Raw genomic sequence first — 20,065 nt, 5'->3', positions numbered from 1 at the left:
ACCTGCGGTCGCGCAGCCACTCCAGATCATTTCGACTTTCCCGAACTATCGAAATGAGATACTAGACTGCTGCCAGGCCCGCCACCAGAGCCCGCCACCGCCCAGCCGAGGAACCCGATGCGGACCCTGCCCCAGCCCCACCCCGAGGACTTCGACCTCGCCGCCGTCCTGCACGCCCTCGGCGACCCGGTCCGCCTCGAACTCGTCCGCCGCCTCGCCGAGGAGGGTGAGACCACCTGCAGCCCCGAGGGCCTCACCGTTCCGCGCTCGACCCTCTCCAACCACTGGCGGATCCTCCGCGAGGCCGGTGTCGTCGCCGTCCGCACCAGCGGCAAGACCCGCCTGGTCACCCTGCGCCGGAACGACCTCGACACCCGCCTCCCCGGCCTGCTCGCCGCCGTCCTGGAAGAGCTGACCGGCGGCCTCGACGGGTGACCGAGGGGCGGCGGACGCGGCCCGGGCCGGATACTCGAAGCCACTCCCTGCGACCGGAACTCGGCTCGCCCGCCCGTCAGTTGGCGACGTAGCAACCTTGGACCGTCGCTGTACCACCCGCCGCGCGCTCAGCCGAACGGGTGAGCATCGGCGCGCGACGGTACGTGCACGACGGGAGGCTCGTTCTGCTGTACATGACCCCCGCGCTCCCGCTGTCCACAGCTCCCGCACGCCCCGGGCGCAGCGCCGGCCCGAGGGCCCGGCTCCGGGCACCGTGGCGGTGATCGGCCGGGCGGCGGCGGGGGTGGTCTCCCTCGCCATCCTGCTGGCACCGGTGGCCGTCACCGCCGGTGACCAGCAGGCTCCCCCGGTCGGGACCGGGCGGTGGGAGGTCTCCGCGAGCGCCGCCAACGTCCGGGTAGACCACTTCGGCGACGGCACCGTGATCGGGCAGGCCCAGTCCGGAGACCGGGTCGAGGTCGTGGACACCTGGACCTCGCCGCTCGGCACCCGCTGGGCGAAGGTCCTGGTCAGCCGCACCGGGGTCACCGGCTGGGTCCTGTGGGTGCTCCTGACACACAGTGACCCGCCGCCGGAACCGTAGAATCCGCCTGTCCACCCCCAGGCACCACCGTCCCCCCGGAAGGACCGGCGTGTTCCGAGCGCAGCCTCCGCGCACCGCACAACTCACCCCGTGGGAGGGCGACGGCCCGGTCTCCGGCGTCGCCCTGCTGCTGCCCGGCGGATTCATCCGCAGCCGGCGCGGACCGTTGCGGATCGCCGAACTCGGCCTGCGGGGGCTCGCCGCCGAACTCACCGGCCGCGGCCGCCCGCACGGCCTCGCGGTGCACCTGCTGCGCTACCGCTACAGCGGCTGGAACGGCGCCGACGCCGACACCGCCGTCGACACCCGGTGGGCGCTCGACGAACTCGAACGCCACTACCCCGGCACACCGGTGGTGCTCATCGGCAACTCGCTCGGCGGGCGGGCCGCGTTCTGGTGCGCGGGGCACCCGAACGTCGCCGCGGTCGCCGGAATCGCCCCCTGGCTGCCCAGCGGCGACAAGGTCGAACACCTCGCCGGCCGTCGGGTGCTGATCGTGCACGGCACGGCCGACCGCAGCGCGGCGAGCGCCACCCAGTCCCTGGAGTACGCACTGCGCGCCCGGCAGGTCACACCGGAGCTCGCGCGCTACGAGGTGCCCGGCGGCAGCCACTACCTGGTCCGGCAGAGCGCCGCCGTCAACGCGCTGACCACGGACTTCACGCTCGCCGCGCTGGGTGCCGGCACGGCGCCGACGGCGACGGGTGCGGTCTGCACCCGGCTCCCGGCGCGGGCGTAGCGCCCCGGTGCGGCGGGGACGCGCCTCACCCACTCGCTTCCGGGAACCGACCCTGCCGATCGGCAGGGCCACCCAGCGAACCCCGTGATCGCTTTATGCCGATCGGCACATGTGCGGAGGGGGTGTCAGCGACCAGCCTTGGAGTCACCGAGACGGCGGCCACCGGGGCCGCCGGAGAAGGGAGTCTCCACCATGTTCCGCACCACCCGCACCACCCGCACCACCCGCACCGCCCGTAGCACCCGCACCGCCGTGGCCGCCGCCCTCGGGGCCCTCGCCCTCACGGCACTCACCGCCGCTGCCCCAGCCGGCGCGACCCCCTCCACCGAGACCACCGAGACCACCGCGGCCGCCCGGGTCAACGGATCCGCCCGGATCCACTACGCGCCCAGCCCCAACGACGACATCCGGTTCACCATCGACGCCGAGGGCGTGCCCTACACCCACCCCGTCCCCGGCTTGCCCACGGGCCTCCCCACCGATGCCCGGGGCACCGTCCACTTCTCCCACCGCACGGCTTCCGGGGACTTCCGCGAGGCCGACGCGACGGTCGACTGCCTCGCCACCGGCGGGCCCGTAGCCACCCTGTCCGCCGTGATCACCAAGTCGAACGGCATACCGGTCGGCGAGCGCATAGGCCTGAGCATCTACGACGCCCACGGCCACGGCAGGGACCGCCTGGGCTTCTCCTGGGGCGTGGCGAACATGGACCTGGACAAGGACGGCAACCCCTACCAGCCCGTCGTCGGCACCTGCATGGCGCCGGCCCCCTTCGCCCCGGTCACCCGCGGCACCTTCACCGTCCACTCCGTCGAGCTGACCGACGCCCCTAGCTGAAGTCCCCCGACCGGGGCCCGAGCACAGCAACCAGCCAAGGACCACGAGGCGAACCATGACCCCCACACATCGGCCCAGCACTCATCAGGCCCTCACCCCCGAGGTCGGCTCCTCCACCGTCGACACCTGCTGGAACCGGCTCTCCCCACGGAGTCGCGGAACTGATTCGACGTCACACCGGTGTTCTCCCACGAGGCCCCTTCCGCACGCGTCCGAGCCTCCGCCCTCGGAGACCACACGCCCATCACCAAGACCGCCGCCCTCGACCTTGGGCGCGCCCCGCCCACGAAATCGCATTGGCGGTCCGCCGCTCCTCCTGCCTATCGTCTGGGCATGACCACCCGAACCTTCCGCATCATGGTGCGCGGCGTCTTCGACGGCCTCACCGACGAGCAGCGCGCCGAGCTCCTCGCGGCCGCGCCCGAACACGACGTACTGCACGCCACCTTCACCCGCGAGGGCCACCTCAGCTACGACCTCAACGCCCGCGCGGCCTTCACCTTCCGCTTCCTCGACGAAGGCGAGGCGGAGGAGGACATCCTGGAGGCCGCCGAGCGGGCCGAACAGGCGGCGCAGTCCTGGCTGACCGACCGCGGCTACGGCTACAAGAACCTCCGCTCCCAAACCGAGGACCTCTCCCAGGCCCCCCTCGGCAAGCGGCAGCGCCGCGCCGCCAACGGCACCCGCTGACCGACCCCCCTCCGCCACCTCCTTGACGGCTCCGCACGTGCATATACTTGAGCAGTCAAGGAGGTGGCAATGACAAGCCCAGCAGACGCAGCGGACCCGACGGCCCCCACGAGCCCGATGACCGGCCCCGGCCCCGGCCCCGCAACCGGCCCCAATCCCATGACCGACTCCCGCCCCGACCCACTCGACACCGCCCTGCGCCTCGTCCGGGCCCAGACGGCCGTGGTCAAGCGCTTCGACTCGAGCCTCAGCGGCCTGCACGGCGTGAGCCTGTCCGACTTCACCCTGCTGCTGCACCTCGCCCAGGCCCCCGGCGGCCGGATGCGCCGGGTCGACCTCGCGGAGGCCCTCGGCCTCACCGCCTCCGGCGTCACCCGAGGTCTCGCCCCGCTGGAGCGGATCGGCCTGGTGACCCGCGAGGCGGCTGCCCGTGACGCCCGGGTCGCCTACGCCGCTCTCACCCCGACCGGTCGCGAACGGCTGGCCGAGATGCTGCACACCGCCCGACAGGTCGCCGCCGAGCACTTCGCCCCCGAGCAGTGGAGCGCCGAGGGCCTCACCCAGCTGTCCGCCCTGCTCACCCGACTCGGCGGCACCGCCCCCGAACACCGCCACATCCCGAGGCCGTGACCGGGCCCCACCCCACCCGACCCCCCGTCCTGCCCCCGCCCTAGGCTGAACCGGTACCAGCACTACCACCCGCACCACCCGCACCACGGCACATCCCGCGAAGGCAGCACCATGACCCGCACCCCCGGCACGTCGCTCCGCCGGGAGCCCACCCTCGCGGACGCCCGACACAGGCACCGGCGGCAGACCCACCGGGCCGGCCCCGGCAGGTACGGCGCGCAGCCGTCCGACCCCGCACCGTACGCCGCCCGTGCCTTCGCCGCCGCCGGCACTGGCACCGACACCGGCACCGACACCGGCCACGGGGACGACCGCTGGGAACACGGCGGCTTCGCCGTCCGCTTCTTCCCCACGAGCTGGTGGACCGGCTGGCCGAGGGCTGGCACCTCGCCGACGTCCGCCCGTTCGAGGAGAGCGAACCGCCTCGCCGCCTCCGGCGCACCACCCCAGGAGACCCCCCGATGACCGCCCCCAACAGCGTCACCCCCGACCTCACCGTCGACGGCACCGGTCTGCTCTGCGTCCAGCTCCTGCTCCGCCTGCGCGCACAGATCGCCGACCTCCCGGCCGGCGCGGTGGTCCACATCCACACCACCGACCCCGCCGCCCCGCTCGACCTGCCCGCCTGGTGCCACCTGACCGGCCACGAGTACCTCGGCCCGGTCCCTTCCCCGGCGCCGGACCGCGAGGTGTACGCCCTCCGCCTCACCTCCGCCCCCGTCCGGACCCGCCCCGGCCGCCCCTGGCACCCGGACCCCACCCCCACCCCCGCGCCCGCGCCCACCACGACGCCGCCCACCCCCACGCCCACCGAAGACGCCAACTGAGCCCGCCCACCGGGAAATCCCCGCGCGCCCGCCGCCTCCCCGGTGAAGACTGCCCCCATGCCCACCGCAGGCCCCGCCCCGGAAGGCCCCCGCGCCAACCACCTCCTCGGCCACCCGCCCGACGCCCGCCTCCTGCTCCTCAACTGCGACGACCTCGGCCTGGACGAGTCCGTCAACCTGGCCGTCATCGAGTCGGTCCAGCAGGGCATCGCCGCCTCCTGCAGTCTGATGACCCCCTGCCACGCCGCCCCGCACGCGCTCCGGCTCCTGCGCCGCCACCCGGAGATCCCCTTCGGCATCCACCTCACCCTGGTCTGTGAGACGCCGCACCTGCGCTGGGGCCCGCTCACCGCGCTCGACCGGGTGGCCTCCCTCCTCGACCCCACCGGCGAGCTCTACGCCCCCACCCCCGCCGGCCGCGCCGCGCTGGCCGCCCGCGCCCGACTCGACCACGTGGAGCGCGAGTTCCGCGCCCAGATCGAAGCGGTCACGGCGAGCGGCCTCAGCCCGACCCACCTCGACTTCCACTGCCTCGCCGACGGCGGCCGCGAGGACATCCTCGACCTCGCCCTCGCCCTCGGTGCCGAGTACGGCCTCGCCGTCCGGGTCTGGCTGCCGCCCGCCCTGGCCCGGCTGCGCGAGCGCGGACTGCCCGTCGTCGACCACGGCTTCCTCGACAGCTTCGCCGTCCCGCTGGAGGACAAGCCGGCCCACTACGCCCGCCTGCTCGCCGCCCTCCCGCCGGGCCTGACCGAGTGGGCCGTCCACCCCGGCCTGGCCACCGGCCCGCACCCTCGCATCCCGAGGAGCAGCCCGACCGACGACGGCTGGCGCGTCCGCCGCACCGACTACGAGTTCCTCGTCTCCCCCGAGGCCCGCCGCCTGCTCGCCGAACACGGCGTCACCGTGCTCGGCTACCGTCCGCTGCAGGAAGCCTGGCGAGCCGCCCGAGGCCGGGTCACGCCGGGCTCCCCGCACCCGCCGGTTGTGCCACGATGAGGAGAAAGCGTAACGGCCGGACTACGCAGGGAGGTTGACCACCATGGATCCGATGCTCAGTTGCCGCTGGCGCGATCAGGACGGCGAGTGGGAACTGTCCGTCCGCCACAACGGTTCCGACTGGGAGTTGTTCGCCGCCGCACCGCTCTGGTCGGAGTCGCTCCCCTTCGCCGGGCCGGACGAGGTCCGCCGACTGGCTCAGGCACTGCTCGACCTGCCCGCCGATCCGGAGCCGTACGAGTTCGAATGGGAGCTCTCCCGGACGGAGTTCGCGCGCACCGAGAAGGAGCGCACCCACTTCGCGACCTTCGCCGTCGGGCTGGATCCGACCGACGACCACCGTCCGTACCTCGCCTACCAGTCGTACCACCAGCTGGGGCAGGCCACCGGGCTCGGTCTGGAGGTGATCTGCGAGGACCCTCCGGTCGACCACCTCCGCGCCCAGGCCCACGCCTTCCTCACCAACTGCCCCGGCCCGCCGCCCCTCCGGCAGTGAACCCCCGGCAGCGGGCCGGACCACCGGACGCCCTCAGCCGAGGGCCCGCACGGCCCAGTCCATCACCTCGGCCGAACTCTCCGGCGCCGCCCATCCGTTGACCACCGCCAGCAGCTCGAGGTAGCGCTCCCGTCGCGGGTCCGCCATGGCCCTCAACCGCTCCACCAACCGCTCCCTCAACCGGGCCCGCAGCACCGGCCCGTCCAGCCCGTCCGCACCCACCAGCCGGGCGTACCGCTCCAGCAGCAGGTCGCCCACCCGCGCCGCCTCCGCCGCATCGGGCGCCACCCCGCCCGCAACCGCCGGACCGGCCAACTCCCTCACCAGCACCGCCAGTCCAGGCCGAGGAACGGCTCCCGCACCGACCGCCGCCGCCGCTTCCGCGGCCTCCTCCGCCGCCAATCCGCGCAGCAGCTCACGGAATCCGGCGTCCTCGGCCAGCAGCGCCAGCTCCACCCAGGCCTCGACCTGTTCGGCCGACGCCTCCTCCGGCAGCTCCGGAGTCAACGACCGCGCGGCCCCTTCGAAACGACCGTCCCGGGAAGCACCTGCGCCGAACACCTCGGCCAGGAACTCCCCGACCAGGCGCCCCCGTTCGTCCTGCGTCAACCGGGCCAAGCGGTGCACGAGCGTCAACTCCTCTGCGGTGGCCCCGCGCGCGGCCACCGTCCGCAACACCGCCTGCCGCAGCCGCAGCACCCGGATCCGGACGTCGAGCGCCGCCGCGTGCGCCGCCGCGACCTCGGGCAGCCCGTGCTCGCGCTCCAGTACCTGCCGGACCTCGGGCAGTCCGAGCCCGAGTTCGCGCAGGGTGCGCACCAGATCCAGGCGCGCGACGGCGTCCGCGCCGTACCGCCGGTGGCCGGCCGGGTTGCGGTCGGCCGGCGACACGATTCCCTGGTCCGAGTAGAACCGGACGGTCTTCACCGTCAGCCCGGTCCGCCGGGCCAGCTCGCCAATGGTGAGGAGCGGGCCGGTCGTGGGAAGCGGGCCAGTGGTCGGAAGCGGGCCAGTGGTGAGGAGCGCATCGCCGTTCATGCCCACCACCCTGCCGCCTCCCCCTACAGGAGCCGCAAGCCCGCCCTCAGGAAGTACGCCGCAGCAGCGCCAGGTACATCGCGTCCGTCCCGTGCAGGTGCGGCCACAGCTGCACGTCCGGCCCGTCCCCGAGCGCCGGCACGCCGGGCAGCAGCGGCCGCGCGTCGACCCACTCGACCCGGCCGCCCTCCCCTCGCAGCACGTCGTCGACGACCGCCCGGGTCTCCGCGAGGTGCGGCGAACAGGTCGCGTAGCCGACCACGCCGCCGACCCGGGTGGCCTCGATCGCCGAACGCAGCAGGTCCCGCTGGAGCGGTCCGAAGGCCGCCACATCGGCCGGCCGACGCCGCCAGCGCGCCTCCGGACGACGCCGCAGCGCGCCCAGGCCGGAGCACGGCACGTCGACCAGCACCCGGTCGAAGCCGCCGGAGCGCCAGGCCGGGCGCGTCCCGTCGGCGGCGATCACCGTGTACGGGCCGGGGTTGCCCTCCAGTGCCCGCGCCACCAGCCGGGCCCGGTGCGGCTGCTTCTCGCTCGCGACCAGCGCCGCGCCCCGCTCGGCGGCCAGCGCGCCGAGCAGCGCGGCCTTGCCGCCCGGTCCGGCGCAGCCGTCCAGCCAGAGCCGGTCCGGTCCCTCCAGCGGCGCCGCGGCCAGCGCCAGCGCGACCAGCTGGCTGCCCTCGTCCTGCACGCCCGCCCGGTTCTCCCGCACGGCGGTCAGCGTGCCCGGGTCGCCGCCCTCGGCGAGCCGCAGCGCGAACGGGGACCAGCGCCCCGGCGTGGCCTCCGGCAGGGCGTCGGCCAGCTCGCCGACGGTGGCCCGGCCGGGCCGGGCGACCAGGGTGACCTCGGGCCGCTCGTTGTCGGCCCGCAGCAGTTCCTCCACCGCGGTGCGCCCGGAGGCGTCCGGCTGCCAGCGGCCGAGCGAGTCCCAGAGCGCGGAGACCACCCAGCGCGGGTGGGAGTGCACGACTGCGAGGTGGTCCTCGGCGTCCTTGTCGTACGGCGGGGCGACCTGCTCGATCCAGCCGTCCAGGTCGTGGGCACTGATCCGGCGCAGCACGGCGTTGACGAACTTGGCCTTGCCGTCGCCGAGCACCACCCGGGCCAGCTCGACGGTCGCCGAGACGGCCGCGTGGCTGGGGATGCGGGTGGTGAGCAGCTGGTGGGCGCCGAGCGAGAGGACGTCCAGCACCGGCGGGTCGACCTTGCTCAGCGGCCGGTCGATGCAGGCCGCGATGATCGCGTCGTAGGTGCCCTGCAGGCGCAGGGTGCCGTACACGAGCTCGGTGGCGAGGGCGGCGTCGCGCCGGTCCATGCCCTTCTGCTCGGCCTCGCGCAGCAGGGACGGCAGGATCAGGTTGGCGTACGCGTCGCGCTCGTCGACGGCGCGAAGGGCGCGGAACGCGACGATCCGGGCCGGGTCCTTCTTCGGCCGGCGGTGCGGCCGGGGCGCGCGCCCGGCGCCGGAGTTGCCGGGCCGACCGGAGCTGCCGGGGGTGCCGGAGTTGCCACGGGAACTGGGGGTGCTCACAAGTGCCTCAAAGTGCTGCGATGGTTATCAGAAGATCTCGAACGAACAGTAACGCCAAACCCGGCGGTCAGCCCCATGGGGCGCCCCGGGGCCCGCGGACGGCGCTCAGGCCCCGAAGCGCTCCCCCGCCTCCAGCCGCGCCCCGCGCGCCCAGTCGGCCGCCCGCATCTCCTTCTTCCCCTGCGGACGCACCTCCCCCAGCTCGATGTCGTGGCTCCCGGTGCCGACCCGCACGCTGTTCTTGCCGACCATCGCGACCTCGCCCGGCGCCAGCTCGGCGGTGTCCGGCAGCAGCTTGACCGGCCCGGTGACCTTCAGCCGCTCGCCCCGGAACTCCGTCCACGCGCCCGGCGCCGGCGCGCAGCCGCGCACCACCCGGTCGATCCGCAGGGCCGGGTGGTTCCACTCGATCCGCGCGTCCTCGACGCTGATCTTCGGCGCGAGGGTGACGCCTTCGGCCGGCTGCGGCACGGCGTACAGCGAGCCGTCCTCGATCCCGTCCATGGTGGCGGCCAGCAGCCGGGCGCCCGAGTGCGAGAGCCGGGTGAGCAGTTCGCCGCTGGTGTCGCTCGGGCGGATCTCCTCGGTGATCACACCGTAGACCGGGCCGGAGTCCAGGCCCTGCTCGATCAGGAAGGTGGACGCACCGGTGACCTCGTCGCCGGCCAGCACCGCGTGCTGGACCGGGGCCGCGCCGCGCCAGGCGGGCAGCAGCGAGAAGTGCAGGTTGACCCAGCCGTGGACGGGGATCTCCAGGGTGCCGGGGCGCAACAGCGCGCCGTAGGCGACCACCGGGCAGCAGTCGGGGGCGAGTTCGGTGAGGCGGGCGACGAAGTCGGGGTCGCTGGGCTTCGCCGGCTTGAGGACCTCGATCCCGGCCTCCTCGGCGCGCTGGGCGACGGGGCTGGCGACCAGCTTGCGCCCGCGCCCGGCGGGGGCGTCGGGGCGGGTGACCACCGCGACGACCTCGTGCCGGTCGGAGGCGAGCAGCGCGTCCAGGGCGGGAACGGCGACCTCGGGAGTGCCGGCGAAGACGAGACGCATCAAGTGCCTTTCTGGAAAAGGAGATTGGAGGACGAACTCAGCGCGCCGAGCCGAAGGTGCTGTGCGGCGATATCTTGACGACCGGCGCCGGACCGGCGCCCCAGTCGCTCTCCCGGATCGCCTTGAGCGCGGCCTTTCGCTGCTCCCGGTCGAGTCGGTCGATGAAGATGATGCCGTCCAGGTGGTCGGTCTCGTGCTGGATGCACCGGGCGAGCAGCTGGGTGCCCTCCACCGTGACCGGGTCGCCGTACATGTTGAAGCCCCTGGCGACCACGCCGTGGGCGCGCCTGGTGTCGTAGCGCAGTCCGGGCAGCGAGAGGCAGCCCTCCGGGCCCTCCTGCTCCTCCTCGCTGAGCGACAGGTCCGGGTTGATCAGGTGCCCGGTGACACCGTCCACATGGTACGTGAACACCCGCAGCGAGACGCCGAGTTGGGGCGCGGCGAGGCCTGCGCCGGGGGCGTCGAGCATGGTGTCGGTGAGGTCGCTGACCAGGTTGCGCAGTTCCTTGTCGAAGGTGGTCACCGGCTGGGCGGTGGCCCGCAGGACGGGGTCTCCGAAGAGACGGATCGGCTGGATCGCCACGGGGTACGGGCTCCTGTCCGCGAGGGCACGGGCTTTCGGGCAACGGCTGGTTCACCGCAAGTCTATGCAACTCCCCCGGCCGCTCCGACGGGCCGTCCTCGGACGCCCGCACCCTCCTGCCCACAACACCCGCACCCTCCTTCCCACGACGCCCGCACCCGCTTCTGGCATATCCCGAGTCGCCGAGCGGCGTTACCCCGGCCCCCGCTTCGGCGTTGGTCAAGAGAGATTGACCGGGGCCGGGCGCACGGGACACCGAGCCCCGGCCGAGCTGAACCGTACGGAAGGTGGCACGTAGGCCATGGCCGAGCAGATCAACCACGACGCCCGGGCGCGGGCGAGCCTGCACCTGCTGGTGCGGGACATCGAGCGGGTGAGGCGCCAGGTCGACGCGCTGCGGACGCTCACCGCCCAGCTGGGCAACGTGTACCGACCGCGCCGACCGAGCACCTCGGCCGGCTTCGTGGTGTACGGACGGGCGCCCGCGCCGACCGTGCGCCTGGCGCAGGAGCTGCGGGAGAGCGTGGAGACCCTGGTGGCGGCGGCGGTCGAGTTCGACCGCGCGCTGGGCTTCTCCTGGGACTCGGTGGGCTCCGCCCTCGGGGTCACCAAGCAGGCCGTGCACCGCCGCTACGGTATGCGCCGCCCCACCAGCGAACTCCTCGCCGCCAGCGGCGCGGTCCCGGGCCCCGGCCGCCCGGACCGCTCCGAGGAACTCCCCGCCGCACCCACCGAGCGCGGCGGCCTGGCCGCCACGGTCCCCGCCGCCCGCCAGGGCGGTCTGGACCGCACCGCCCTGGAGCGCAACGCCCTCGACCGCACCCCGATCGACCGCGCCCCGATCGACCGAAGCACCATCGACCGATCCGGCATCGAGCGCCCGCAGCCCGACCGAACCAACATCCCCCTCCGCGGCTGACCGACGCCGTCACGACAACCGGGCCGTCCGGGGCGGGGTGGCCCACTCACCCCGCCCCCAGCGACCTCAGCCGATGTCCGTCGGATCCACCCGCACCCGCACCGCCTCCGCCGTCCGCAGCGCGATCCGGGCGATCTGCGCCGCCTTGAGCGCCGCCGCCAGGGCGGCCCCCTGCCCGGGCGCCACCCGCAGCAGCGCCCGTTCCTGCTCCTCCCCGCGCAGCGCGGGCACCGGCACCGGCCCGAGCACGTCCGCGCCCTCCGGCAGCCGGATCAGGTTCAGCAGGTCGGCGACGGCCGCCGGGCTGCCGCTCACCGAGGCCATCCGCGACACCGGCGGGAAGTGCAGCTGCGCCCGCTCGTCCCGTTCCAGTCCGGCGTGCCCGAGCGGGTCCCAGCGCACCAGCGCCTGCACCGGTCGGGCCGACGGCTCGGCGACCACCACCACCGTCCCGCCCTCCCCGGACGGCCGAGCGAGCGCGGCCGCCGCCAGCCAGAGCCGCAGCGCCTCCTCCCCGGCCCGCAGGTCGGGCCGGCTGAGCAGCGCCCAGCCGTCCAGCAGCAGTACGGCTCCGTACCCGCCGCCGCCCTCGACCACCGGCTCGGCGCCCGGGGTGGAGATCACCAGCGAGGGCTCGTCGGGCACGGTGTCCAGCACCGCGTCGCGCCCCGAGGTCCGCACCGGGATCCGCGGAAAGGCCTTGCCGAGTTCCTCCGCCGTGCGGCGGGCGCCGACCACCTGCGCCCGCAGCCGGAAGGAGCCGCACTCGGGGCAGTGCCAGTCGTTCTCCGCCTCCCCGCACCAGCCGCACCGCAGCGGGGCATCCGCCGAGGGCGCCTCCAGCGGGCCCTCGCAGCGCCGGCAGCGGGCGGGGGTGCGGCAGCGCCCGCAGGCCAGCCGGGGGACGTAGCCGCGTCGGGGCACCTGGATGAGCACCGGGTGCCCGGCCGCCAGCGATTCCCGGGCGGCCTCCCAGGCCACCGAGGGCAGCCGGGCCGCCTGGGCGGCGGCGTCCCGGTGCTGGTCCTGGTCGGTGACGGTGCGCACCCTGGGGGCGACCTGCCGGACGGTCTCCCGGTCGGCGACCAGCGGCCGCGCCCAGCCGGTGCTGACCAGTTGCGCGCCCTCCACGGTCACCGCGTGCCCGCCGAGCAGCACCGCCGCGCCCTCGTCGGCGGCGCGCAGCAGCGCGACCTCGCGCACGTGCGGGTGCGGGGCGCGCGGGTCGCTGTGGCTGCCGTCGCCGTCGGACCAGACCACGACCAGACCGAGGTCGCGCACCGGCGCGAACATGGTGGCCCTGGTGCCGATCGCCGCGTGCACCGAGCCGCGGCTGACCGCGAGCCAGCGCCGGTAGCGCTCGCGCGGGCCGAGTTCGGCCTCCAGCGCCACGTGCAGCCCCGGTCCGAGCAGTTCGGTCAGCGCCTGGTCGACCCGGGCCACCGACCGCCGGTCGGGCAGCACGACCAGCGCGCCGCGCCCGCCCGCGAGCGTCGCCGCCACGGCCCGGGCGATCTCGTACGGCCAGCCGGGCCCGGGCAGTGCCGCCCACACCGCGCGCGGCGAGCCGCCGCCGGCCAGCGCGGCGAGGAAGTCCGGTCCCGCCGGGTAGCGCTGCCACCCGCCGGCTGCCGGGGGCTGGGGGCGAGGCAGCGGTGGCGGCGAGGGCTCCGCCTCGGCCTTGGCGTGCCGGGGCGGGACGGCCAGTTGCAGCACGTCGGCGAGGGTCCCGGCGTACCGGTCGGCGACGGTGCGGCACAGTCGCAGCAGCTCCGGGGAGAGCACCGGCTCGGGCGAGAGCACCTGGGCGAGCGGGGCGAGCGGGCCCGCGAAATCGCTCTTCTCCAGCCGGGCGACGATGAACCCGTCGTGCAGTTCCCCGCCCTCGCGCTGGCCCTTCACCACCCGCGCCCCGAAGCGCACCCGCACCCGGGCGCCCGGTCGGGCCTCCTCGGCCATGGCGGCGGGCACCTCGTAGTCGAAGAACTTGTCGATGGTGAGCACGCCCTTGTCCACCACGACCCGGGCCACCGGCAGGTGCTCCGCCCGCTTTGCACCCTTCCACGTCCGGGGTTTGGCCCGTTTGACCGTCTCCCGGATGAACGCCAGCTGCTCCGGCTCGGCGGCCCCGTTCTCCCCTGTGCTGCTCATCGCTCCCAAGTACTACCAGGTCACACCGACACCGCGCACAGAACCGACACCGCGCACACAGCGGAGCGGCGCCCACCCCCGAAAGGGTGGGCGCCGCTCACACACCAGGTCAGTCCCGGACGGCAGCCTTCAGCTGCTCGACCCGGTCGGTGCGCTCCCAGGTGAAGTCCGGCAGCTCACGGCCGAAGTGGCCGTAGGCGGCGGTCTGGGAGTAGATGGGGCGCAGCAGGTCCAGGTCGCGGATGATCGCGGCCGGACGCAGGTCGAAGACCTCGGAGACGGCCTTCTGGATGGTGAGGACCGGCACGGTCTCGGTGCCGAAGGTCTCCACGAACAGGCCGACCGGCTCGGCCTTGCCGATCGCGTACGCGACCTGCACCTCGGCGCGGCTGGCGAGGCCGGCGGCGACGATGTTCTTCGCCACCCAGCGCATCGCGTACGCGGCCGAGCGGTCCACCTTGGACGGGTCCTTGCCCGAGAAGGCGCCGCCACCGTGGCGGGCCATACCGCCGTAGGTGTCGATGATGATCTTGCGGCCGGTGAGGCCGGCGTCGCCCATCGGGCCGCCGATCTCGAAGCGGCCGGTCGGGTTGACCAGCAGGCGGTAGCCGTCGGTGTTCAGCTTGATGCCCTGCTCGGCCAGCGCCTTCAGCTCCGGCTCCACGACGAACTCGCGGATGTCCGGGGTCAGCAGCGACTCCAGGTCGATGTCACTGGCGTGCTGGGTGGAGACGACCACCGTGTCGAGGCGGACGGCCTTGTCGCCGTCGTACTCGATGGTGACCTGGGTCTTGCCGTCGGGGCGCAGGTACGGGATGGTCCCGTTCTTGCGGACCTCGGTGAGGCGGCGGGAGAGGCGGTGCGCCAGGGTGATCGGCAGCGGCATCAGCTCGGGCGTCTCGTCGGACGCGTAGCCGAACATCAGGCCCTGGTCGCCGGCACCCTGCTTGTCCAGGTCGTCCTCGTCACCCTCGACCCGGGCCTCGTACGCGGTGTCGACACCCTGCGCGATGTCGGGCGACTGGGCACCGATGGACACCGAGACACCACAGGAGGCGCCGTCGAAGCCCTTCTTGGAGCTGTCATAACCGATCTCCAGGATCTTGTCCCGGACGAGCTGGGCGATCGGCGCGTACGCCTTGGTGGTCACCTCGCCGGCCACGTGCACCTGGCCGGTCGTGATGAGCGTCTCCACGGCGACCCGGGACGTCGGGTCCTCCCGCAGGAGAGCGTCAAGGATGGTGTCGCTGATCTGGTCAGCGATCTTGTCGGGGTGTCCCTCGGTCACGGACTCCGAGGTGAACAGGCGGCGAGACACAGCGCTCCCTGGGGTTGCAGCGGCTGCTGACTGAAGGCCCCCGGCGAACCGGGGACATCCGGAAAGACTTGATTCCTGGAGTCTAACCGGCTGGTTCCGTCGAACGTCACCTGCTTCCGGAAATCAAGAGCGTTCTCGATCGGGACTCGATCAGTTCCGACCCGGTTCCCACCGCTTTGCGACCAGATCCCAGACAACGTCCGCGAGCGCCTCCTTCGGCCCCACCGGTACGGGGGTCTCACTGCCGTCCGAGCCGAGCACCACGGCCTCGTTGACGTCCTGACCGAAGGCCTTGCCGTTGCCGACCTCGTTGACCACCAGCAGGTCGCAGCCCTTGCGCGCGAGCTTGGCGCGGCCGTTGGCGAGCACGTCGTCGGTCTCCGCCGCGAAACCCACCACGAGTTGACCCGAACGGGGGCGGTGCGCCGACAGCTCGGCCAGCACGTCGGGATTGCGGACCAGCGCGACGGGCGCCGGCTCGACCCCCTCGACCTTCTTGATCTTGCCGGTCGCGTACTCGGCGGGCCGGAAGTCCGCCACCGCCGCGGCCATCACCACGGCGTCCGCGTCCTCGGCCGCCTTCAGCGCCGCCTCGCGCAGCTCCAGCGCGGTCGAGACGTGCACCACGTCCACCCCGGCCGGATCGGGCAGCTCCGCGTTGGCCGAGAGCAGGGTCACCCGCGCCCCGCGCGCCGCGGCGGTCACGGCGAGCGCGTACCCCTGCTTGCCGGAGGAGCGGTTGCCGAGGAAGCGGACCGGGTCCAGCGGCTCCCGGGTGCCGCCGGCCGAGATCACCACGTGCCGCCCGGCCAGGTCGGTGGGCACCGGCCCGCCGCGGCGCAGCACGGCCCGGCAGGCGTCGAAGATCGCGGCGGGCTCGGGCAGCCGCCCCTTGCCGGTGTCCTTGCCGGTGAGCCGCCCGACGGCCGGCTCCAGCACGATCACGCCCCGGCGGCGCAGCGTGGCGACGTTCTCCCGGGTGGCCGGGTGCTCCCACATCTCGGTGTGCATCGCGGGCGCCAGGACGACCGGGCAGCCGGCGGTGAGCAGGGTGTTGGTCAGCAGGTCGTCGGCGAGCCCGTGGGCGGCCTTGGCCATCAGGTCGGCGGTGGCGGGGGCGACCACCACCAGGTCGGCCTGCCGCCCGATCCGCACGTGCGGCACCTCGTGCACGTCCTCCCAGGTCTCGGTGGCGGCCGGGCGGCCGGACAGCGCGGCCCAGGTGGCCTCGCCGACGAAGTGCAGCGCGGCCGCGGTGGGCACCACGGTGACCTCGTGGCCGGACTCGGTGAACCGGCGCAGCAGCTCGCACGCCTTGTAGGCGGCGATCCCGCCGCTGACGCCGAGGACCACGCGGGGGGCGTCCGCACTCGCGCTCATCTACCGACCTTTCTCCGCAGCTCGAACCCGCCCACCCTACGACCCCTCAGCTGCCACCCGCACCGTGCCCCACAGCACACCACCGGAGGGCCCGGCGACCCCGGCCCGGAACACCGCAGGCCCGGCAGCTCGGACACAGAACACCGGAGGGCCCGGCGGAATGATTCCGCCGGGCCCTCCGGTGAAGGTACGGGTCTGCCTCAGGCAGCCTCGATCGCCTCGGCCGTCAGCATGCCCGCGTTGATCTCGCGCAGCGCGATCGACAGCGGCTTCTCGTGCACGTGGGTGTCGACCAGCGGGCCGACGTACTCCAGCAGGCCCTCGCCGAGCTGGGAGTAGTACGCGTTGATCTGGCGCGCGCGCTTGGCGGCGTAGATCACGAGGCTGTACTTCGAGTCGGTGGCCTCAAGCAGCTCGTCGATCGGCGGGTTGATGATGCCCTCGGGCGCGGTCATGGAAGAGGACACGCGAAAACCTTCCGAAAGGGTGGAAAAGACTGGCAGGTCAGGCTACACCGAGCAAGGCTAGCAGTTCGGCCGCTACCTGCTCGACGGAGGTGTTGACAAGGGTCGTGTCGAACTCGCGCTCGGCCGCGAGCTCGACCTTGGCCGCCTCCAGCCGCCGCTTGATCACGTCCTGCGGCTCGGTGCCGCGGCCGGTCAGCCGGCGGACCAGCTCGTCCCAGCTCGGCGGGGCCAGGAAGACCAGCTGGGCCTCCGGCATCGACTCGCGCACCTGGCGGGCGCCCTGCAGGTCGATCTCCAGCAGGACGGGCTCGCCGCGCTCCAGCTTCTCCAGCACGGCCGCGCGCGGGGTGCCGTAGCGGTTCCCGGCGAACTCGGCCCACTCCAGCAGCTCGCCGTTGGCGACCAGCTTGTCGAACTCGTCGTTGTCGACGAAGTGGTACTGGACCCCGTTCTTCTCGCCCGGCCTCGGGTGCCGGGTGGTGGCCGACACCGAGAGCCAGACCTCGGGATGCATCTTCCTCATATGAGCGACGACCGTGCTCTTGCCGACCCCCGAGGGGCCGGAGAGCACGGTCAGCCGCGGACGCTCACTCATGCACCGATTATCCCGGATCGCGGACGATCCCGGGACCACGGGGGCACGGTCAGGCGGCGCCACCGCCGAACTCCCGCTCCAGGGAGGCGATCTGGTTCGTGCCGAGACCGCGGACACGGCGGCTCTCGCTGATGCCGAGGCGCTCCATGATCTGCTTGGCACGGACCTTGCCGACGCCCGGAAGGGACTCCAGCAGGGCCGACACCTTCATCTTGCCGATGACGTCGTTGTCGTTCTTGCCGGCCTTGATCACCTCGTGCAGGGAGGCGCCGGAGTGCTTGAGCCGGTTCTTGACCTCGGCGCGCTCCCGGCGAGCCTCGGCGGCCTTGGCGAGCGCGGCGGTGCGCTGTTCAGGGGTAAGGGGCGGAAGAGCCACGCCGTTCACCTCAGGGTATGGAAGGAAGGGATTGAGCTATGACTGGTTCGGTACCTAGGACACCGTCCGCAAGAGGAGCCCAATGGGGAACCACAGGGCCCTGACCTGCGGGAGCTACGGGTTCGCGGCTCGCCGATGACCTATCGCCGGACACTACCCGCATTGCGGCGCCACGTCAGGAAAAGAACACGAAAAGTCCTGGTCAGCCACGGCCGACCAGGACTTTCCGGGGCAAAATGACCGCGATTGCGAAACTTTGACGGCGTCGATGTGACGGCGCTCACGTCAACTCCGGTGCCGCGCCGCCGTCCTGCGGACACTGCGCACGGTCACCGGGCGGCTACCGGCCGGATGCCTTCCGCTACTTGACGGCTTCCGCGAACTCCCCGACGAAGCGCTCCGCCGCCTCCCGCAGGGCCGGCACGGACGGACCGTGCCTGAGCACGTCCCGGCTGACGCTCGGCACCACGTTGATGACCGAGGCGCCGAACACCCGCGGCAGGTCCGCCATGGTCGCACCCTGGGCGCCGATCCCGGGGGCCAGCAGCGGGCCGTTGATGGCCAGGTCCACGCCCGCGTCGGCCAGCGTCGCGCCGACCACCGCGCCGAAGGAGCCCAGCGGCGCCGCGCCCGCGTTCTCGGCCGCCAACTGCCGCAGCACCGAGGCCGCGACCGGCTCGCCGTCCGCGCCGACGGCGCGCTGCACCTCGGCGCCCTCCGGGTTGGAGGTGAGCGCCAGGGCGAACACCCCGCAGCCCTGCTCGCGGGCCAGGTCCAGCGCCGGGCGCAGCGAGCCGAAGCCCAGGTACGGGCTGACCGTGACGGCGTCCGAGAACAGCGGACCGGCGGGCGACAGGAAGGCCTCCGCGTAGGCGGCCATGGTGGAGCCGATGTCACCGCGCTTGGCGTCCATCAGGACGAGCGCGCCGGCCGCCCGGGCCTCCTCGACGCTCTTCTCCAGCACCGCGACGCCCTTGCTGCCGAAGCGCTCGAAGAAGGCGGCCTGCGGCTTGAGCACGGCCACCCGGTCGGCCAGGGCCTCCACCACGGTGCGGCTGAAGGTCTCCAGCCCGGCGAGGTCGTCGCCGAGGCCCCAGGCGGAGAGCAGGGAGGCGTGCGGGTCGATGCCGACGCAGAGCTGGCCGCGGGTGTCGAGGGCCTGGCGCAACCGGGCGCCGAACGGGGCGAGGGTCATGTCGTCCTTCCGAGGGTCGTGCGGGCATGCCGCAGGTCGTGCGGGCGGTGCGGGCGGTTCAGGGGCTAGGAGCCGCGGACGGCGCTGCCGACGGCCGCCGCGAGGTCGCGGAAGCCCCCGGCGCGGACCCGGGCGGACAGGCCCCGGTGGATCCGGCGGCACCAGAACGGGCCCTCGTAGATGAAGGCGCTGTAGCCCTGCACGAGGTCGGCGCCGTGGATGATCCGCTGCCAGGCGTCCTCGGCGGTCTCCACGCCGCCGACCGAGACCAGCGTCAGCCGGCCCCCGGTGCGGGCGCGCAGCCGCTGCAGCACCTCCAGGGCCCGGGCCTTGAGCGGGGCGCCGGACAGGCCGCCCATGCCGATCTCCTCGACCCGCTTCGCGTCGGCCCGCAGGCCCTCGCGGCCGATCGTGGTGTTGGTGGCGATGATGCCGTCCAGGCCCAGCTCCAGGGCGAGGTCGGCGACCGCGTCGACGTCCTCGTCGGCCAGGTCGGGGGCGATCTTGACCAGCAGCGGCACGCGGTGCGCGGTGGTGCGGTCGGCGGCCTCGCGGACGGCGGCGAGCAGCGGGCGCAGGTGGTCGACGGCCTGGAGGTTGCGCAGCCCGGGGGTGTTCGGCGAGCTGACGTTGACCACCAGGTAGTCGGCGTACTTGGCCAGCCGCTCGGTCGACTTGACGTAGTCGGCGACGGCGTCGGCCTCCTCGACCACCTTGGTCTTGCCGATGTTGACGCCGATCACCGGGGTGGAGCTGGTGTGCGGGCGGGCGGCCAGCCGGGCCGCGACCCGGGCCGAGCCCTGGTTGTTGAAGCCCATCCGGTTGATCAGCGCGCGGTCCTCGACCAGGCGGAACAGCCGGGGCGCCGGGTTGCCGGGCTGGGGCTCCCCGGTGACGGTGCCGATCTCGACGTAGTCGAAGCCGAGCATCGCCAGGCCGTCGATGCCGACGCCGTTCTTGTCGAAGCCGGCGGCGAGGCCGAACGGGCCGGGCAGGTCCAGGCCGAGGGCCCGGGTCCGCAGCGCCCGGTCGCGCGGGGCGAGGACCAGCCGCACCAGGGTGCGCAGGCCGGGGACGGAGGAGGCGAGCCGGATCCAGAAGAAGGCGAGGTGGTGGGCCTTCTCCGGGTCCATCCTCTTGAAGACGAGATCGAACAGAAGCTTGTACAAAGTGGGGTCAACTCCCGCAGCGAGAACCGTAATTAAGGG

General features: G+C 73.7%; 23 protein-coding genes. 11 read left to right on the top strand and 12 right to left on the bottom strand.

What is annotated here, in order from left to right; all coding sequences use genetic code 11:
- Positions 1 to 117 precede the first annotated feature (117 nt).
- The 10 genes from BOQ63_RS34430 to BOQ63_RS34385 all read left to right on the top strand — a co-directional run bounded on the left by BOQ63_RS34430 (position 118) and on the right by BOQ63_RS34385 (position 6,257).
- Positions 118 to 435, top strand: coding sequence for an ArsR/SmtB family transcription factor (locus tag BOQ63_RS34430; RefSeq protein WP_030287337.1), 318 nt, complete (start codon positions 118 to 120; stop codon positions 433 to 435).
- A gap of 274 nt (positions 436 to 709) precedes the next feature.
- Positions 710 to 1,039, top strand: a complete 330-nt coding sequence (locus tag BOQ63_RS34425; protein ID WP_030287339.1) for an SH3 domain-containing protein — start codon at positions 710 to 712, stop codon at positions 1,037 to 1,039.
- Between the two features lie 49 nt (positions 1,040 to 1,088).
- The gene (locus tag BOQ63_RS34420) at positions 1,089 to 1,778 is read left to right on the top strand and encodes an alpha/beta hydrolase (RefSeq protein ID WP_072655525.1); all 690 of its coding nucleotides are present in this window, start codon (positions 1,089 to 1,091) and stop codon (positions 1,776 to 1,778) included.
- A gap of 192 nt (positions 1,779 to 1,970) precedes the next feature.
- Positions 1,971 to 2,615: a hypothetical protein gene (locus tag BOQ63_RS34415; protein ID WP_072655524.1), complete on the top strand. Its 645-nt coding sequence runs from the start codon at positions 1,971 to 1,973 to the stop codon at positions 2,613 to 2,615.
- 333 nt (positions 2,616 to 2,948) lie between these two features.
- Entirely contained in the window at positions 2,949 to 3,305 is a 357-nt protein-coding gene (locus BOQ63_RS34410; RefSeq protein ID WP_030287345.1) for a DUF6204 family protein, read from the top strand.
- Positions 3,306 to 3,374: 69 nt separating this feature from the next.
- Positions 3,375 to 3,935 carry a MarR family winged helix-turn-helix transcriptional regulator gene (locus BOQ63_RS34405; protein WP_223886118.1) on the top strand — a complete coding sequence of 187 codons (561 nt, stop codon included), beginning with the start codon at positions 3,375 to 3,377 and terminating at the stop codon, positions 3,933 to 3,935.
- A gap of 111 nt (positions 3,936 to 4,046) precedes the next feature.
- Entirely contained in the window at positions 4,047 to 4,400 is a 354-nt protein-coding gene (locus BOQ63_RS34400; protein WP_030287349.1) for a hypothetical protein, read from the top strand.
- Positions 4,397 to 4,762: a sulfurtransferase TusA family protein gene (locus tag BOQ63_RS34395; RefSeq protein WP_150476401.1), complete on the top strand. Its 366-nt coding sequence runs from the start codon at positions 4,397 to 4,399 to the stop codon at positions 4,760 to 4,762. The genes BOQ63_RS34400 and BOQ63_RS34395 overlap by 4 nt, the downstream gene beginning before the upstream one ends.
- A gap of 57 nt (positions 4,763 to 4,819) precedes the next feature.
- Positions 4,820 to 5,761 (top strand): polysaccharide deacetylase family protein, encoded by a 942-nt coding sequence (locus tag BOQ63_RS34390; protein ID WP_072655522.1) that lies wholly within the window; start codon positions 4,820 to 4,822, stop codon positions 5,759 to 5,761.
- A gap of 34 nt (positions 5,762 to 5,795) precedes the next feature.
- Positions 5,796 to 6,257 carry a hypothetical protein gene (locus tag BOQ63_RS34385; RefSeq protein WP_084768256.1) on the top strand — a complete coding sequence of 154 codons (462 nt, stop codon included), beginning with the start codon at positions 5,796 to 5,798 and terminating at the stop codon, positions 6,255 to 6,257.
- Between the two features lie 33 nt (positions 6,258 to 6,290).
- Here BOQ63_RS34385 and BOQ63_RS34380 read toward each other — a convergent pair whose 3' ends face one another.
- The 4 genes from BOQ63_RS34380 to def all read right to left on the bottom strand — a co-directional run bounded on the left by BOQ63_RS34380 (position 6,291) and on the right by def (position 10,456).
- Positions 6,291 to 7,295, bottom strand: coding sequence for a MerR family transcriptional regulator (locus BOQ63_RS34380; protein ID WP_079183871.1), 1,005 nt, complete (start codon positions 7,293 to 7,295; stop codon positions 6,291 to 6,293).
- 46 nt (positions 7,296 to 7,341) lie between these two features.
- Positions 7,342 to 8,829, bottom strand: coding sequence for an RsmB/NOP family class I SAM-dependent RNA methyltransferase (locus BOQ63_RS34375; protein WP_046386157.1), 1,488 nt, complete (start codon positions 8,827 to 8,829; stop codon positions 7,342 to 7,344).
- A 105-nt stretch (positions 8,830 to 8,934) separates the two neighbouring features.
- Positions 8,935 to 9,873 (bottom strand): methionyl-tRNA formyltransferase, encoded by a 939-nt coding sequence (fmt, locus tag BOQ63_RS34370; RefSeq protein WP_030290285.1) that lies wholly within the window; start codon positions 9,871 to 9,873, stop codon positions 8,935 to 8,937.
- A gap of 37 nt (positions 9,874 to 9,910) precedes the next feature.
- Positions 9,911 to 10,456 carry a peptide deformylase gene (gene def, locus BOQ63_RS34365; RefSeq protein ID WP_030553699.1) on the bottom strand — a complete coding sequence of 182 codons (546 nt, stop codon included), beginning with the start codon at positions 10,454 to 10,456 and terminating at the stop codon, positions 9,911 to 9,913.
- A 301-nt stretch (positions 10,457 to 10,757) separates the two neighbouring features.
- Here def and BOQ63_RS34360 point away from each other — a divergent pair, with 301 nt between their 5' ends.
- The gene (locus BOQ63_RS34360; RefSeq protein WP_223886117.1) at positions 10,758 to 11,375 is read left to right on the top strand and encodes a hypothetical protein; all 618 of its coding nucleotides are present in this window, start codon (positions 10,758 to 10,760) and stop codon (positions 11,373 to 11,375) included.
- A 66-nt stretch (positions 11,376 to 11,441) separates the two neighbouring features.
- On the opposite strand, the gene BOQ63_RS34355 is transcribed toward BOQ63_RS34360, so the two are convergent.
- The 8 genes from BOQ63_RS34355 to BOQ63_RS34320 all read right to left on the bottom strand — a co-directional run bounded on the left by BOQ63_RS34355 (position 11,442) and on the right by BOQ63_RS34320 (position 20,026).
- Positions 11,442 to 13,526 carry a primosomal protein N' gene (locus tag BOQ63_RS34355; protein ID WP_150476218.1) on the bottom strand — a complete coding sequence of 695 codons (2,085 nt, stop codon included), beginning with the start codon at positions 13,524 to 13,526 and terminating at the stop codon, positions 11,442 to 11,444.
- A 109-nt stretch (positions 13,527 to 13,635) separates the two neighbouring features.
- A complete protein-coding gene (gene metK, locus BOQ63_RS34350; protein WP_030290280.1) occupies positions 13,636 to 14,844 on the bottom strand; it encodes a methionine adenosyltransferase in 1,209 nt (402 codons plus the stop codon).
- Between the two features lie 150 nt (positions 14,845 to 14,994).
- Complete coding sequence (gene coaBC / locus BOQ63_RS34345) at positions 14,995 to 16,224, bottom strand: bifunctional phosphopantothenoylcysteine decarboxylase/phosphopantothenate--cysteine ligase CoaBC (protein WP_030290274.1); 1,230 nt, start codon at positions 16,222 to 16,224, stop codon at positions 14,995 to 14,997.
- A gap of 200 nt (positions 16,225 to 16,424) precedes the next feature.
- The gene (gene rpoZ / locus BOQ63_RS34340) at positions 16,425 to 16,691 is read right to left on the bottom strand and encodes a DNA-directed RNA polymerase subunit omega (protein WP_030240625.1); all 267 of its coding nucleotides are present in this window, start codon (positions 16,689 to 16,691) and stop codon (positions 16,425 to 16,427) included.
- Positions 16,692 to 16,728: 37 nt separating this feature from the next.
- Positions 16,729 to 17,286 (bottom strand): guanylate kinase, encoded by a 558-nt coding sequence (gene gmk / locus BOQ63_RS34335; RefSeq protein ID WP_030290272.1) that lies wholly within the window; start codon positions 17,284 to 17,286, stop codon positions 16,729 to 16,731.
- A 49-nt stretch (positions 17,287 to 17,335) separates the two neighbouring features.
- Positions 17,336 to 17,662: an integration host factor, actinobacterial type gene (mihF, locus tag BOQ63_RS34330; protein ID WP_030290269.1), complete on the bottom strand. Its 327-nt coding sequence runs from the start codon at positions 17,660 to 17,662 to the stop codon at positions 17,336 to 17,338.
- A gap of 361 nt (positions 17,663 to 18,023) precedes the next feature.
- Complete coding sequence (pyrF, locus tag BOQ63_RS34325; protein ID WP_030553695.1) at positions 18,024 to 18,857, bottom strand: orotidine-5'-phosphate decarboxylase; 834 nt, start codon at positions 18,855 to 18,857, stop codon at positions 18,024 to 18,026.
- 65 nt (positions 18,858 to 18,922) lie between these two features.
- Entirely contained in the window at positions 18,923 to 20,026 is a 1,104-nt protein-coding gene (locus BOQ63_RS34320; RefSeq protein ID WP_033349888.1) for a quinone-dependent dihydroorotate dehydrogenase, read from the bottom strand.
- Positions 20,027 to 20,065: the final 39 nt, after the last annotated feature.

The sequence above is a fragment of the Streptomyces viridifaciens genome, from assembly GCF_001888885.2.
Taxonomy (GTDB): domain Bacteria; phylum Actinomycetota; class Actinomycetes; order Streptomycetales; family Streptomycetaceae; genus Kitasatospora; species Kitasatospora aureofaciens.
This window is presented reverse-complemented; position numbering and strand designations above follow the sequence as displayed.

Excerpts from the sequence above, each read along its gene's own strand:
- BOQ63_RS34405 (WP_223886118.1), top strand. The coding sequence starts at position 3,375 with ATGACAAGCCCAGCAGACGCAGCGGACCCGACGGCCCCCACGAGCCCG.
- BOQ63_RS34395 (WP_150476401.1), top strand. The coding sequence starts at position 4,397 with ATGACCGCCCCCAACAGCGTCACCCCCGACCTCACCGTCGACGGCACC.
- BOQ63_RS34430 (WP_030287337.1), top strand. The coding sequence starts at position 118 with ATGCGGACCCTGCCCCAGCCCCACCCCGAGGACTTCGACCTCGCCGCC.
- BOQ63_RS34400 (WP_030287349.1), top strand. The coding sequence starts at position 4,047 with ATGACCCGCACCCCCGGCACGTCGCTCCGCCGGGAGCCCACCCTCGCG.
- pyrF (WP_030553695.1), bottom strand. The coding sequence starts at position 18,857 with ATGACCCTCGCCCCGTTCGGCGCCCGGTTGCGCCAGGCCCTCGACACC.
- BOQ63_RS34415 (WP_072655524.1), top strand. The coding sequence starts at position 1,971 with ATGTTCCGCACCACCCGCACCACCCGCACCACCCGCACCGCCCGTAGC.
- BOQ63_RS34410 (WP_030287345.1), top strand. The coding sequence starts at position 2,949 with ATGACCACCCGAACCTTCCGCATCATGGTGCGCGGCGTCTTCGACGGC.
- BOQ63_RS34355 (WP_150476218.1), bottom strand. The coding sequence starts at position 13,526 with ATGAGCAGCACAGGGGAGAACGGGGCCGCCGAGCCGGAGCAGCTGGCG.
- BOQ63_RS34380 (WP_079183871.1), bottom strand. The coding sequence starts at position 7,295 with ATGAACGGCGATGCGCTCCTCACCACTGGCCCGCTTCCGACCACTGGC.
- BOQ63_RS34390 (WP_072655522.1), top strand. The coding sequence starts at position 4,820 with ATGCCCACCGCAGGCCCCGCCCCGGAAGGCCCCCGCGCCAACCACCTC.
- gmk (WP_030290272.1), bottom strand. The coding sequence starts at position 17,286 with ATGAGTGAGCGTCCGCGGCTGACCGTGCTCTCCGGCCCCTCGGGGGTC.
- coaBC (WP_030290274.1), bottom strand. The coding sequence starts at position 16,224 with ATGAGCGCGAGTGCGGACGCCCCCCGCGTGGTCCTCGGCGTCAGCGGC.
- BOQ63_RS34360 (WP_223886117.1), top strand. The coding sequence starts at position 10,758 with ATGGCCGAGCAGATCAACCACGACGCCCGGGCGCGGGCGAGCCTGCAC.
- fmt (WP_030290285.1), bottom strand. The coding sequence starts at position 9,873 with ATGCGTCTCGTCTTCGCCGGCACTCCCGAGGTCGCCGTTCCCGCCCTG.